10 protein-coding genes are annotated in these 13,780 nt (G+C 65.3%); 6 read left to right on the forward strand and 4 right to left on the reverse strand.

The genetic code is table 11. The features are described from left to right. The first annotated feature begins 31 nt into the window (after window positions 1-31). The 6 genes from O6W96_RS03755 (at window position 32) to O6W96_RS03780 (ending at window position 6,820) form a co-directional block, all read left to right on the forward strand. A complete protein-coding gene (locus O6W96_RS03755) occupies window positions 32-1,405 on the forward strand; it encodes an MFS transporter (RefSeq protein WP_353468313.1) in 1,374 nt (457 codons plus the stop codon). Then, window positions 1,402-2,796, forward strand: coding sequence for an MmgE/PrpD family protein (locus tag O6W96_RS03760; protein WP_353468314.1), 1,395 nt, complete (start codon window positions 1,402-1,404; stop codon window positions 2,794-2,796). Before O6W96_RS03755 ends, O6W96_RS03760 begins: the two co-directional genes overlap by 4 nt. Beyond that, window positions 2,793-3,971 (forward strand): acyl-CoA dehydrogenase family protein, encoded by a 1,179-nt coding sequence (locus O6W96_RS03765; protein ID WP_353468316.1) that lies wholly within the window; start codon window positions 2,793-2,795, stop codon window positions 3,969-3,971. Before O6W96_RS03760 ends, O6W96_RS03765 begins: the two co-directional genes overlap by 4 nt. Then, entirely contained in the window at window positions 3,968-5,161 is a 1,194-nt protein-coding gene (locus tag O6W96_RS03770; protein WP_353468317.1) for a CaiB/BaiF CoA transferase family protein, read from the forward strand. The genes O6W96_RS03765 and O6W96_RS03770 overlap by 4 nt, the downstream gene beginning before the upstream one ends. An 83-nt stretch (window positions 5,162-5,244) precedes the next feature. Continuing rightward, complete coding sequence (locus O6W96_RS03775; protein ID WP_353468318.1) at window positions 5,245-5,988, forward strand: GntR family transcriptional regulator; 744 nt, start codon at window positions 5,245-5,247, stop codon at window positions 5,986-5,988. A 10-nt stretch (window positions 5,989-5,998) separates the two neighbouring features. Continuing rightward, a complete protein-coding gene (locus O6W96_RS03780) occupies window positions 5,999-6,820 on the forward strand; it encodes an HpcH/HpaI aldolase/citrate lyase family protein (protein ID WP_353468319.1) in 822 nt (273 codons plus the stop codon). A 98-nt stretch (window positions 6,821-6,918) separates the two neighbouring features. Here O6W96_RS03780 and O6W96_RS03785 read toward each other — a convergent pair whose 3' ends face one another. From O6W96_RS03785 to O6W96_RS03800, 4 genes are all read right to left on the reverse strand, one after another. Then, window positions 6,919-8,730, reverse strand: a complete 1,812-nt coding sequence (locus tag O6W96_RS03785; protein WP_353468320.1) for a DUF885 domain-containing protein — start codon at window positions 8,728-8,730, stop codon at window positions 6,919-6,921. A gap of 116 nt (window positions 8,731-8,846) precedes the next feature. After that, the gene (locus tag O6W96_RS03790) at window positions 8,847-9,590 is read right to left on the reverse strand and encodes a dienelactone hydrolase family protein (RefSeq protein ID WP_353468321.1); all 744 of its coding nucleotides are present in this window, start codon (window positions 9,588-9,590) and stop codon (window positions 8,847-8,849) included. Window positions 9,591-9,710: 120 nt separating this feature from the next. Continuing rightward, complete coding sequence (locus tag O6W96_RS03795) at window positions 9,711-11,522, reverse strand: M14 family metallopeptidase (RefSeq protein WP_353468322.1); 1,812 nt, start codon at window positions 11,520-11,522, stop codon at window positions 9,711-9,713. Between the two features lie 9 nt (window positions 11,523-11,531). Then, window positions 11,532-13,676 carry a TonB-dependent siderophore receptor gene (locus O6W96_RS03800; RefSeq protein WP_353468511.1) on the reverse strand — a complete coding sequence of 715 codons (2,145 nt, stop codon included), beginning with the start codon at window positions 13,674-13,676 and terminating at the stop codon, window positions 11,532-11,534. Window positions 13,677-13,780 lie beyond the last annotated feature (104 nt).

Consider the following 13,780-nt stretch of genomic DNA (forward strand, 5'->3'; position numbering starts at 1 on the left):
GCCCGTCGTTATTCCGAAGAGAGGTAGCCCCATGGCCGATACCATCGCCGTCAACGCAGGAGCCAGGCTGGACCGTCTGCCCATCTCCCGATTCCACTGGCGTATCCTGGGGCTGATCAGCGCGGGCGCATTCCTCGACGCGTTCGACGTCTATCTTGCGGGTGGCGTCATCGCCGCGCTGAAGGCGGAGGGCTTCTCGACGCTGGCGCAGGCTGCGGTGTTCATGTCGATGACGTTCCTCGGGATGATGATCGGCGCAGGCATGGCCGGCTATGTCGGCGATCGCTTCGGGCGTCGCGCATCCTATCAGTTCAACCTTGCGCTGTTCGGGGTCGCATCGATCGCGGCGATCTTCTCGCCGAACATGACGTTCCTGATCGTCTGCCGATTCATCATGGGCATCGGCCTTGGTGCCGAGCTGGTGGTCGCGGCGGGTACGCTCGGCGAGTTCATCCCGCCCGCCTATCGCGGTCGCTGGGTGTCGATCATGGGGATGGTCGTCAACTCGGGCCTGCTGGTCGCGACCTCGGTCGGCTACATCGTCATCCCGACGCTCGGCTGGCGCTACATGTTCGCGATCGGCGGCATCCTTGCGCTCATCGTCTGGGTGATGCGCAAGAAGATGCCGGAGTCACCGCGCTGGCTGGAATCGGTCGGTCGCAACGACGAGGCCGAAGCCACGCTGCGCGAAATCGAAGCCGAAGTCGTCGCGCACAAGGGCCCGCTTGCCCCCGTTCCAGCCGTTCGCGTGGTGCCGAAGGTCCACGCGCCGCTCAGCGCGCTGTTCGGGTCGACGCTGCGCCGCCGCCTGATTGCCGCGACGCTCGCCGCGATCGCGGTCAATGTCTCGGTCTATGGCTTCGTCGCGTGGTTGCCGACCTTCCTGGTCAGCCACGGCACGGGCATCGTCACCTCGCTCTGGTACACGACATTGATGTCGTTCGGCAGCGTGTTCGGTGCGATCGTCGCGATCGGCATCGCCGACCGCATTTCGCGCCGCGCCTCGCTGATCGCGACTGCCGTCGCGATCATGATCTTCGGTTTCCTGTATCCGAATGCGCACGGCGACCTGATGGTGCCGCTGACGGGCTTCCTGCTGGTGTCGAGCATCTACACGCTCGTGACACTCGCGCTGTTCGCCTACATCCCCGAGCTGTTCCCGACCGCCTATCGGCTGCGCGGCACCGGTTTTGCGGGCATGTGCGGGCGCGCCGCGTCGATGGTCACGCCCTATGCCACCGTCGCGCTGTTCGAGCGCTTCGCACTGGAAGGCGTGCTCGGCATGGTCGGCGTGGTGCTCGCCTGCATGATCGCCGCGGTCGGTCTGCTGAACATTGAGACCACCGGCCAGTCGCTCGACGACGTCGCCGACGACTCGCTCGTCACCGGGGGGGCTGCCAAGTGACGCTCTCGCAAACCTTCGCCGATTTCGCGACTGGCCTGACGATCGATGCGATTCCCGAGCGGGTCAAGGAGCGTGCGCGCCACCTGATCCTGGATTCGGTCGGGACGGGGCTCGCAGCGGTCGGTGCACCTTGGGCCGAGGCGAGCTTCGCCGCAGCGGGGGATCTCGGTAGCGGGACGGCGCCGGTGCTCGGCTATGGCCGCACGTTGGCGATGCGCGACGCGGCGCTGATGAACGGGCTCGTCACGCACGGCCTCGACTATGACGACACGCATTCGCGTGGGATCATCCACGCGACCGTCAGTGCCTTCCCGACAGCACTCGTTGCAGCAGACAAGGCGGGCGCCTCAGGCGTCGACCTGCTCGTCGCCTATATTGCGGCGATGGAGGTTTCGACGCGGGTCGCAGCCGTCGGTGCGGGCGGGTTCCACGGCTTCGGTTTCCACCCGACCGGGTTGATCGGCGCATTCGGATCGACGCTCGCCGCCGGCAGGTTGCTCGGGCTGGACGCACAGCAGATCGCGATGGCGCAGGGGATCGTGCTGTCGATGGCCGGCGGGAGTCTGGAGTTTCTGGCCGACGGTGCGTGGACCAAGCGCCTGCATCCCGGCTGGGCGGCAAGCTCGGCATTGACCGCCGCCACGCTCGCCAAGCACGGCTTCGTCGGACCGCCTGCTGCGTATGAAGGGCGGTTCGGTCTATATGCGCTGTATCTGCGCGACGCTGCCCCTGCCCTGCTTGCGCAGGCGACCGCAGCGCTCGGCGAGATCTGGGAAATTGAGGCGGTATCGGTAAAGCCGCTGCCCGCGTGCCACATGACGCATGCCGCGATCGATGCGGCGATCACGTTGCGCACGGAATACGACTTGACCGCCGCCGACATCGCCAAGGTCATCGTGCTGGTGCCCGAGGCGGTCATCCCGATCGTCTGCGAGCCAGTCGCCCCCAAGCGTACGCCCCGCACCGGCTACGACGCGCAATTCTCGATTCCCTATACGGTCGCGACTGCGCTGCTGACGGGCAAGTTCACGCTCGACGCGCTCGATCCGGCGGCACTGAACGATCCGGCGGTGCTCGATCTGGCGACGCGCGTCGAGTACGCGATCGACCCGGACAGCGATTATCCCAAGCACTTCACCGGCGAAGTCATCGTTGAAACCCACGATGGCCGCATGCTGCGCCACCGCGAGGCGATCAACCGCGGTGCGGCCGACCGGCCGCTCAGCAACGCCGACATCGACACCAAATATTTCGAGAACGCCGCGCGCACGGTCGACGCGACCCGCGCCGCGCACATCCGCGCCGCCGTGCTCGACATGGACCGGCACCCCGCTTCCGCGCTCGGCGACATCCTCGCCAGCGCCACTGACCCTCAAGGAGTATCCGTATGACCCTGGCAAACGCGATCGCCGCCGATGGCGCCATGACCGACGAAGAGATCATGATCCTCGATTCGATCGACAAGTTCCTCGAAACCGATGTGCGGCCGTTCGTCCACCAGCTTGAGCATGACGACGAATACCCGCAGAAGATCGTCGACACGATGAAGGAGATGGGCCTGTTCGGCCTGATGATCGCGCCCGAATTCGGCGGGTTCGGCATCTCGACGCTGACCTATGCGCGGATCATCGAGAAGATCTCGACCGTGTGGATGTCGGTCGCGGGGATCATCAACAGCCACATGATCATGGCGATGACGGTGCAGCGTTGCGGCACCGAGGCGCAGAAGGATCATTACCTGCCGAAGTTCGCGACCGGCGAACTGCGCGGCGGCATCGGCCTGACCGAGCCCGACGCGGGCACCGACCTCCAGGCGATCCGCACCACCGCAGCGCGCGACGGCGACGACTATGTCGTCAACGGCAGCAAGATGTGGATCACCAATTCGGGCTCGGGCAACACCATCCTGTTGCTCGTCAAGACCGACACGGCCGCCGAACCACGCCACAAGGGCATGAGCCTGCTGATCGCCGAAAAGGGCGACGGCTTCATCGTGTCGAAGAAGCTGGAGAAGCTCGGCTACAAGGGCATCGACAGCAACGCGCTGACGTTCGACGGGTACCGCGTGCCGGTCGATCGGCTGATCGGCGGGATCGAAGGCGTCGGCCTGAAGCAGGTGCTGGGTGGGCTCGAACTCGGCCGGATCAACGTCGCGGCGCGCGGCGTCGGCATCGCACAGGCGGCGCTGGATGAAGCGGTCGCCTATTCGCAAACACGAAAGACCTTTGGCAAGCCGATCTGCGAGCATCAGGCGATCCAGCTGAAACTGGGCGAGATGACGACGCGCACCTATGCCGCCCGCCTGCTCACCGAAGCCGCCGCCAAGGCGTATGACCGCGGCGAGCGTTGCGACATGGAAGCCGGCATGGCCAAGTATTTCGCGACCGAAGCGGGGCTGGAAAATGCGATCGAGGCGATGCGGATCTTCGGCGGCTACGGCTATTCGAAGGAATACAACGTCGAGCGGCTCTACCGCGACGCACCTTTGCTGACGATCGGCGAAGGCACCAACGAACTGCAGCGGATCATCATCGCCAAGCAGATCATCGCGCGGAACCCGGCATGAGCCAGCCACTCGCAGGCCTGCGCATCGTCGCGGTCGAACAATATGGCGCCGGGCCGTTCGGCACGCAGCAGCTTGCCGATCTCGGCGCCGAGGTCATCAAGATCGAGAACCACAAGGACGGCGGCGATATCGGCCGCCATGTCGGCCCGTATTTCTTCGGGCCAGGTGACAGCCATTTCTACGAATCGCTTAACCGCAACAAGCGCAGCATCGGTCTCGACCTGAAGAGCGCCGACGGGCGCGCGGTGCTGGAAAAGCTCGTCGCGGAATCCGACGTGGTGTTCAACAACCTGCGCGGCGACCTGCCGGCAAAGCTTGGCCTCGATTACGCCGCGCTGTCGCGGTTCAACCCGGCGATCGCCTGCGTCCACCTCTCCGCCTATGGCCGCACCGGCAGCCGCGCGGCGTGGCCCGGCTATGACTATCTGATGCAGGCCGAGGCTGGTTATCTGTCGCTGACCGGCGAGCCGGGGACGCCCCCCGCGCGCTTCGGTCTGTCGATCGTCGACTTCATGACCGGCACCACGGCCGCGCTCGCGATCCTGGCCGGCGTGGTTTCGGCGCGCGCTAGCGGTATCGGGCGCGATCTCGACGTCAGCCTGTTCGACGTCGCGCTCGGCAATCTCAACTATGTCGCCGAATGGTATCTCAACGGCGGCGTGACCGTCGAACGCACGTCGCGATCGAGCCATCCCTCGCTCACCCCCAGCCAGCTCTACACGACCAGCGACGGCTGGATCTTCGTGATGTGCAACAAGGAGAAGTTCTTCGAGGTCCTGTGCGGGCTGATCGAGCGTCCCGAATGGGCGACCGATCCGCGCTATGCGACCTTTGCCGCACGGCTGGAAAACCGGCCGGTGTTCAACGCCGATCTCGATGCGGTGCTGTCGACCCGCACCACGGCGGACTGGATGCAGCTGTTCGAAGGACGCGTACCGGCCGCGCCCGTGCTCGACGTCCAAAAGGCGCTCGACAATCCGTTTCTCGCGGAATCGAAGCGGATCATCGATTTCCAGCATCCCGAACACGGCCCCCTGCCCGGCATCGCCTCGTCGATCCGCGCGGGCGGCGTCGAGCATCCGGACAAGGCTGCCCCAGCACTCGGTGCGGATACCGGCGCGATCCTCGCGACGCTCGGTTACAGCGACGACGACGTCGCGGCTCTGCGGACCCGCGGCGCGGTACGGTGACACCCGCGCTTGCATCGAACGCCAAGGCATCGGACGGTACGCTATTGTCCGGATCACCCGACAAAGCGACCGATGGATATCCGATGCCCCAGCTTCGTCAGCAACCGCGTTACCTGCAACTCGCGCAGACATTGATCAACGAGATCGAGGATGGGCGCTATCCGATCGGCACGCTGCTGCCGACCGAATTCGAGCTCTGCGATCAGTTCGGCGCGAGCCGCTTCACCGTGCGCGAGGCGATCAAGCGGCTCGTGCAATCGGGCATGGTCTCGCGTCAGGCCGGGGTCGGCACGCGCGTCCTCGGGCTATCGCGACCGGCCGCGTACCGCCAGGTGATGGAGGGGCTGTCCGACCTCCAGCAATATACCAACGAGACCAGCCTCACGATCATCGCGCGTGAGACGATCGCGCTGGACGGACCGCTCGCCGAACAGGTCGGCGCGACATCGGGCCAGACCTGGCTGCATCTCATGGCACTGCGCCGCGCGGCCGGGACCAGCCCGATCTCCTATTCGGACATCTATCTCCACCCCGCGTTCCGGAGCCTGAAGCTGGACGACGATGTCGGCGACGTGCCGATCTTCAGCCGGATCGAGGAACAGTTCGGCGAGCGCGTCGCCGAGGTCCGCCAGCATATCGAAGCGGTGGCGATCCCCGCGCCGATCGCCGGGTTGCTCGAAACCAAGACCGGCGCGCCGGGCCTCCGGCTGACGCGGCACTATCTCAACGCGCGCGGCGAGATCGTCGAGATGGCGATCAATACCCATCCCGCCGACCGCTATTCCTATTCCCAGACCTTCCGCCGCGATCCCGTATCCGGCCTGTAGAGGATTTCCCATGACCATTGCCGCCCGCAGCATCCTGTTCGTTCCCGGTGACCGCGCCGAGCGTTTCGAAAAGGCGCGCGCGAGCGGCGCGGACATGGTGGTGATCGATCTCGAAGACGCGGTCCTCCCCGATCGCAAAGTCGCGGCGCGGGATACGATCCACGATGCGCTCGCGACCCTGACGGAACCGCGCTTCTTCGTGCGGGTAAACAGTCTGGATACCGCGTGGCATGCCGACGACGTCCGCGCGCTTGCGTGCTTGCCGGGCGTCGCGGGGCTCATGCTGCCCAAGGCCGAGCGCGCATCGGATTTCGTCGCGATGCATGAGGTCGCGGCCGCCAAGCCGCTCCATGCGCTGGTCGAGACCGTCTCGGCGATCCTAAACCTCGCCGACCTCGTCACGGCGCCGGGCCTCGCACGGCTGTCGTTCGGCACGGTGGATTTTCAGGCCGACGCCGGGATCGACGGCGATGGCGCGGAGATCGACCATGTCCGCACGCAGATCGTTCTTCACTCGCGCAGCGCGGGGCTTGCCGCACCGGTGGACGGCGTCTCGACCGACCTCACCGACGACGTGGCGCTGGCGCGCGATACCGACCACGCGCGGCGCTTCGGGTTCGGCGGAAAACTTTGTGTCCACCCGCGGCAGGTTGGTATCGTCAACGCGGCCTTCCTCCCCTCGGACGCCGATATCGACTGGGCGACCCGCGTCATCGCCGCGATCGATGGCGCGTTCGGGGCTGTCGCGGTCGACGGCAAACTGATCGACAAACCCGTCGTCGACCGCGCTCGCCGCCTGCTCGAAACGCACAAGGCGTTCCAAGCCGGCTGATCACCTCCAGGAGGCGAGCTTCAGATCAGCCGTTCCTCCAGATCGGTATCTCGCCGACCTAGGCCCGGTCCAAAACGCGACGCCGATCACGCATGAGCTTATCGGCGGTGCGAGGCGATGTACCGGCCGACCTGCTCGTCGAGCACGTCCAACGGCAGAGCGCCCTGATCCAACACTGCTTCGTGGAAGTCGCGAATGTCGAAACGTGGCCCGAGTTCGCGCTCCGCCCGGGCACGCAGTTCGGCGATCTTCAACTCTCCGACCATGTAGCTCGTCGCCTGCCCCGGCCAGTTGAAATACCGGTCGACTTCGCGCGCGATGTCGGTGTCCGATACAGAACTGTTCGCCTTGAAATAGGCGATCGCCTGTTCGCGCGTCCACCGCTTGGAATGGATGCCGGTATCGAGCACCAGCCGGATCGCGCGCCAGACCTGCAACGACAGCATCCCGAATCGGCTATACGGGTCCTTATAGACCCCCATCTCGTTCGCCAGCCGCTCCGAATATAGCCCCCAGCCCTCGACATAGGCGCCGTAACCACCGAACTTGCGGAACTTCGGAAGGCCGGTCAGTTCCTGCTGGCGCGCGATCTGGAAATGGTGGCCGGGCGCGCCTTCATGCGCGGCGATGCCGGCGACCTGAACCTTCTGCGTCTGGTTCATGTCGACCAGGTTGACGTAGTAGATCCCGGGTCGCGATCCGTCCGCCGATGGTGGGTTGTAGAACGCGGTCGACGCGGTGCCCTCGCGCCATTTCTCGACCGCGCGGACCTCCAGCGGTGCCTTGGGCAACGTCCGGAAATACTTGGGCGCGACCGCCATGACCGACGCGATCACGCCGCGGGCGTCGCCGAGATACTGTTCGCGGCCAGCCGCCGTATTGGGATATTTGAACTGCGGATCGGTACGGATCTTGGCGAAGAACTGCTCGAGTGTCCCCTGGAACCCGACCTCGCGCTTGATCGCCTCCATCTCCTGCCGGATCGCGGCGACCTGCTTCAGCCCGAGATCATGAATCTGATCGGCGGTCAGTTCGGTCGTCGTCGAGATCTTCAGCCGGTCGGCATAATAGGCCGCCCCGTTCGGCAGGCTCCACGCACCGAAATTGCCCTTCGATAGCGGTTCGATCGCGTCGAGTGTCGCAAACAGCATGTCGTAGCCGCGGCGGAACGGCCCGGTCAGCGCCGTGCTCGCATCGCGCAACAGCGCCGTCTTCGTCGCGGCAGGCACGTCCAGTGCGCCGACCTTCTTGCGGAAGTCCGCCATGAGCGTCGAGTCTGCACCACCGTCGAACGGCGCACCGACCAGGACGGCGCGGGCATCGGCACGGGCGGGGGCAAAATTCACCTTGTTCGGAATAATCCCCGCCGCAGCCTGTGCGCGCATCGTCGCGGAGACCTCGCGCATGACCCGCTCGGTAGCGCGCAGACGGGCGATATAGGCCTGGGCATCCGCGAGCGTATCGACCTTGTGCGTGTTGATCAGCAGCACCGGGATGTCGCCCGCCGGGCTGCCATTGGTCGACACCGGAAAGCGCAGCTTGCGGAACTGAAGCGACTGGCGGCCGCGTTCGACCTCGTATTCGAACAACCGGTAACTGACCCGCGCGCTTTCGCCGAGCTGGTCGGGACGAAAGCGCGACCGCATCGCCTTCAGCTGCCGCTCCGACAACGCCTGCGCGCGAAGGGCCGCAGCGTCGGTGTAATCGTCGAGCCGGTCGTAATGCGTCTTCAGCCCGAGTTGGGTGAGAGACTCAGGGCTAAGATCGAGTTGCTCATCATACGCGGCGTCGAGAAATTTGAGCAGCGCTGCGTCCTGCGCCGCCATACCCTGGTCCTGTACCGGGACCGGCGTGGCGGCTTGGACGATCGGCAGCGCCGGCAGCAGCAATAGGGCAAAGGCGAGGCGCATGGGATTCTCCTGTCGAATGCCCGCTTGTCGCGCGCTACTCCATTCAACGCAATCGCCCGTAGCCGACGAAGATCAGATCGGCAGATCGGGGCAGGCGAAGCCGTGCCGTTACCGCCTCACGCCAGGGTCCGGCGGTAGAACGCCAGCGTCAGGTCCATCCCCTGCAGGAACAGCGCAGGGTCGTAGCGCGGTCCTTCGTCCCGCAGGAACGCATGCTGTGCGTTCAGTTCGTGCCACTCATACGCCGCGCCAACCTGTTCGAGCCGCGCGCGGATCGTTTCTCGCCCCGCATAGGGGACGTGTGGATCCTGCCGTCCCCAGACGAACATGATGGCCGCCTGCAATTCGGTCATGCGCGCCAGGCTATCGTCCGACCGCCCCTCACCCAGCGTCCCCGAATGGATGTCGGTGGGGTAGAAGCAGGCGGAAGCGTAGACGCGCGGATCGAGGGCTGCGCGATAGGCGAGGTGGCCGCCGAGACATACGCCGAACGTGCCAAGCCGACCGTTGCAGGCCGGGTGCGCCAGAAGACCGGTCAGGCCAGCCTTGGCGTCCGCGTCGAAGGCCGCGACAGATTTCGTGATCTTGAGTGCGTTGCCCCGATCCGTGCCGATCGGATCGTAATTCAGGGCCGTGCCGGCCGGTTCATACTCGTGATAGACGTCCGGGACGGCAACGACATAGCCGTTCCCGGCGAGCATTGCCGCCAGCCGACGGATCGGCGCGGTTACCTGATAGATCTCGGAGAAAAGCAGCAGGCCGGGGAAACGCCCCTCGATCGCCGGCCGGAACAGTTGCATGCGCATCGGGCCGCTATCGGGCACGGCGACATCCTGGGTTTCATCGCTACGCAAGATCATCCGCAAATCCTCATGCCGGTGCCGTCCATACTATTATCTTGCCATACAGCGTCTCGCTCGATCTTGGACAGCGACCGCACCAGCCATGTCGTCATCGAGGCCCCCCATTCCGTTTTATCGTCAACGTTCCCGTCGGATCGGGTAGATCAGATATGCAGATTTTCGATCGGGTAGCCGCTCCAAGAGCCAGTCGAGCCGTGCATCCGGGTCTTTCGCGAACGCGGTGTCGCTGGCCAGTTTCGCGGTGAACGCATCCCTGACTGTCCGGTCCTCCGCAAGCAACGCTTCGGCCAGCGGCGCCCGGACAAAGTCCTCTGCGCTCGGCGGGGACGAGAGCATTTCCGGAAAAAAGCCCCAGGCGAGCAAGGAGTCCGGGGCTTCCGGCTCGAGCAACGCCGCAGCGAGCAGGCCGAGCGGCTGGTCGGACGGGACGCGGATCGTTCCGGCGGGTAGCGTCTCGGTCAGCGGGACGTGTTCGAACGATGCCTTTAGCGGCAACCGTCCGTCCTGCGCGCGTTGCACCACCGCATCGCGCAACCGGACGCGGTCGAGCGTCAGCGTTCGCGGCGTCGTGATCGCGTCGAATCGGATGCCGTGAAGCCGCAGCCGGTCGAGCACCTCGGTTTGTTCAGACGGCACCCACCATGCGGTCGGCAGCGTCACGGTCTCGACCGGATCCTGTCCGATTATCGGCATGCGGAACGTGATCGGCTTACCCGTCCAGCGCTGTTCGATCCGTCCGCTCGCCGGCGACCGGTAGGTCTCGAAGCCGATACCCTTGAACCGCTCGATCCAGCCGATCGGGGTCGCAGCGGGTCGCCAGCGCGTGAGCATCGTTGCGGGCCGGATCGCGCGATCCGCCGCTTTCGCTGCGACGATCCGATCGCGGTCGGCCGCCGCCAGTGTCAGTGCTGCTTCGAGCAGGACATAGGTGCCGAGCACGCGCTGCCGATAAGGCTTCAGCATATGATTCTCGACCAGCACGGTCGGCACGCCGATAAAGTCGCCATAGCCTGTCGAATAGCGCGGGCCCTCGGGCGCCTGGCGGATGCCCTTGGCAGGTTCGCGCGTGTCGATTGGGCTCGGATAGAGTGTCGGAACATGACCGGCGCGTTTCAATGCGGCAGTCACCGTCGGGCCAAATCGCGCCGTCAGCCAGTCGGCGGTGGCGCGATGATAGGCGTAACGCCCCCAGCCGGCATAAGTGAAGGTGATGTCGTACTGCATGTCGAAGCCGTCGCTGACATGGCAATCGACATACAGGATCGGATCGAGCCGCCGCAGCAATCCGATCATCGCGCGTGTTTCCGGCGCATCGGCCTTGGCATAGTCGCGGTTCAGGTTGATGCCCCGCGCGTTGGCAACATACCCCTTTTCCGACGGTCCGCGCAGAGCTGGGAAGTTCCAGCGGCTCATCGCCTCGTGCCCATCGATATTGTAGATCGGCACGAACACCAGATCGACCGAATCGAGCAGTCTGTCCTTTCCGCGGAGCGCAATGTCGCGCAGCAGCATCAGGCCTGCGTCCTTCCCGTCGATCTCACCCGCGTGGATCCCCGCCTGGATCAGGACGACGGGCTTGTTCCCCCCCTTGCTGGCGCGGACCATCAGCATGTCGCGCCCCTGCGCGGTGCGACCGAACGTCTCGATCCGGATCAACGGCGATGCGGCGGCGAGCCGTTCGAGCCAGGCGCGTGTTTCGGCATAGCGCGGCGTCGTCGCGAAGTCGGCGCGTTCGGCCGGGGTGATCCACGGATCGTTCGCCGCCACGATCAGGCGCTCGCTGGCGCCGGACCAAGGCTGCACCGGTGGCAGGACCGCGCCAGGCAACCCCGGCAATTGCGGCTGGGGCGGAGGATCCGGTCGGCCGGATTGTCCCGGGGATGCCGACGCAGAAAACAGGGCGATGATCGCCAGAAGCTTTAGATGCATCGTTATCACTCAAAAGCTGGCACGCAGGCCAATCGTGGCGGTGCGCGGCGTACCAGGCTGTACCCAGACCGGCGAATAGCTGTTCGCGTACCAATGGTCGTCGAACAGGTTGGCGACCGAGCCGAACAGCTGCACGCCGTCGATCAGATCTGCCTGCCCGAACACGCGGAACAGCGAATGCGACGGCAGCGTGAAGTCGGTCCCGGTCTCACCGTTGCGCGCGCCGACATGCTGGACACCGGCGCCGACCAGCGCGTTACGCCCGCCCGCCTTGAAGCGCTTGGCGGCCTGCATGTTGAGATTGTGCTTCGGGATGTTGATCAGGGGATCGCCCGGCTCGATCTGGAACGAGAAGTTCGGGTCCAGCACGCGCGACCGCGCCTCCGCATCGGTATAGGCATAGCTCAACAACAGCTCGATCCCACCCGGCAGCCGGCCGTTCAGGTCGGCCTCGATCCCACGGCTACGCGCCTTGCCGATCGCGATCGAGAACCCGGGATTGGCCGTGTCGGTGGCCAGGACGTTGGATTTCTCGAGCTGGTAGGCCGCCAGCGTGCCGGTCAGTCGGCCGCCCATCGCAGTCAGCTTCACGCCGGCCTCGATCGACTTGCTCGTCTCGGGTTCGAAGACGTTGCCGGTGGCATCCGCTCCGATGTTGGCGCGGTAGCCCTCGCCATACGCCGCGTACACCGACAGCGGCGTGCTGAGTTCATAGACGATCCCGGCTTGCGGGCTGAAGCGGCTGCGCTTGCGGCGACCCAGTACGCTGGTCAGCCGATTATCGACGCGGAGCAGGAAGTCGTCGTAGCGACCGCCGACGCGTACCTGCAGCCGATCGGTCAGACTGATCTGATCCTGCACATAGGCACCCATCGTACGCTGCACATCGTGCCGGTTGGTGATCGGGGCGGTGGCAGGCACCGGATAACGGCCGTAGACCGGGTTCTGCAGATCGAGCACATACCCCGCCCGGTCGGTCGTGGTCGCCGTCACTACAGGTCCGCGAAAGCGCGTGAACAGCTGGTCGGTATCGAAATAGTCGAAATCCCCGCCGAGCAGGACGCGGTGACGCAGTGACCCCATAGTGAATTCCCCCGACAGCTCGGCGCGCAGCACGCTGTGCTCGGAATTGTATTGGCGGGTGCGCCGCTGCCGCGACAGCGATCGCCCATCGACATACAGCTTCTGTCGCGATCGCAGCGTCTCGGCGTCCGACGACGCGCCGGTCAGCCGCGTGTCACGGCGGCTGGCGCCCACCGACAGCGACCATCTGTCACTGAAATCGTGCTGGAGACGCAACTGGTGCCCGGTCGCCCGAGCGACGGTGTCGCCATCGCTCGGTTCGCCCAGGAAACGCGAGCGCGGCACCGTATCGAAATTCCCGTTCAGCACGACGATGCCGCGATCGAACGGTACCTCGACCCGGGTCCATTCAAAATCGTAGGTGACACGCGTCGCGTCGCCCAGCTTGAGGCCGATCGAGGGCAGGAAGCCCCAGCGCTTCTGCTCCACCGTATCGCGGAACGTATCACCGCGTTCGGCATAGCCGATCAGCCGCGCCGACAGCGTGTCGGTCAGCGCCAGGTTCGCATCGCCCTCGGCCCGGACGGTGTCGAAGCTGCGATATTGCAACGATGCAGTGCCAAACGTCCGGCCCAGTTCCGCCTGCTTGGTAACCAGGTTTATCGAACCACCGGGTTCGCCACGACCCAGCACCGCGGCGGCCGGTCCCTTCAGCACCTCGACCCGCTCTATCCCTGCGACGTCGCGCTGCCCGCTGAACCCGCGTCCAGCGTTGAACCCGTTGACCAGATAGCCGCTGGGCAGGTTCTCGTCGCCCGCAAAGCCACGCACCGCGAAACTGTCCCACAGTCCGCCGAGCGTGTTCTGCCGCACCACAGACGCGTTCAGATCGAGCGCGTCGGTCAGGCGCGTGATGGCGTTCTCGGCGATCACCGTATCGTCGATCGTCGCGATCGCCTGCGGAATCTCACGCAACGTGAAGTTGCCACGGTACGGCTGTCGCACACCGGTGACCGTGATTTCCTCGCGTTCGCGCTCGGGCCGGCCTTCCTCGTCGGACTGGGCAACGGCGGGTGCGTAGGACAGCGCGACGGCAAGCGGAATGGCGCCGGCCATCGAGGCGGCACGCATGGACAGACGCAAAACAATATCCCCTTCGGCAGTTCGGTTCGCGGGCGTTGCCACACCGCTAGTTCGGTCGCCTATGAAAGATATGATGTAACATCGTCAATGAT

This window comes from Sphingomonas faeni, from assembly GCF_040407495.1.
In the GTDB taxonomy this organism is placed as follows: Bacteria; Pseudomonadota; Alphaproteobacteria; order Sphingomonadales; family Sphingomonadaceae; genus Sphingomonas; species Sphingomonas faeni_D.

Bases quoted from the DNA above. Each gene is read 5' to 3' on its own strand.
- O6W96_RS03790 (WP_353468321.1), bottom strand. From the start codon at position 9,590: ATGATCTTGCGTAGCGATGAAACCCAGGATGTCGCCGTGCCCGATAGC.
- O6W96_RS03770 (WP_353468317.1), top strand. From the start codon at position 3,968: ATGAGCCAGCCACTCGCAGGCCTGCGCATCGTCGCGGTCGAACAATAT.
- O6W96_RS03775 (WP_353468318.1), top strand. From the start codon at position 5,245: ATGCCCCAGCTTCGTCAGCAACCGCGTTACCTGCAACTCGCGCAGACA.
- O6W96_RS03800 (WP_353468511.1), bottom strand. From the start codon at position 13,676: ATGCGTGCCGCCTCGATGGCCGGCGCCATTCCGCTTGCCGTCGCGCTG.
- O6W96_RS03755 (WP_353468313.1), top strand. From the start codon at position 32: ATGGCCGATACCATCGCCGTCAACGCAGGAGCCAGGCTGGACCGTCTG.
- O6W96_RS03795 (WP_353468322.1), bottom strand. From the start codon at position 11,522: ATGCATCTAAAGCTTCTGGCGATCATCGCCCTGTTTTCTGCGTCGGCA.
- O6W96_RS03785 (WP_353468320.1), bottom strand. From the start codon at position 8,730: ATGCGCCTCGCCTTTGCCCTATTGCTGCTGCCGGCGCTGCCGATCGTC.
- O6W96_RS03765 (WP_353468316.1), top strand. From the start codon at position 2,793: ATGACCCTGGCAAACGCGATCGCCGCCGATGGCGCCATGACCGACGAA.
- O6W96_RS03780 (WP_353468319.1), top strand. From the start codon at position 5,999: ATGACCATTGCCGCCCGCAGCATCCTGTTCGTTCCCGGTGACCGCGCC.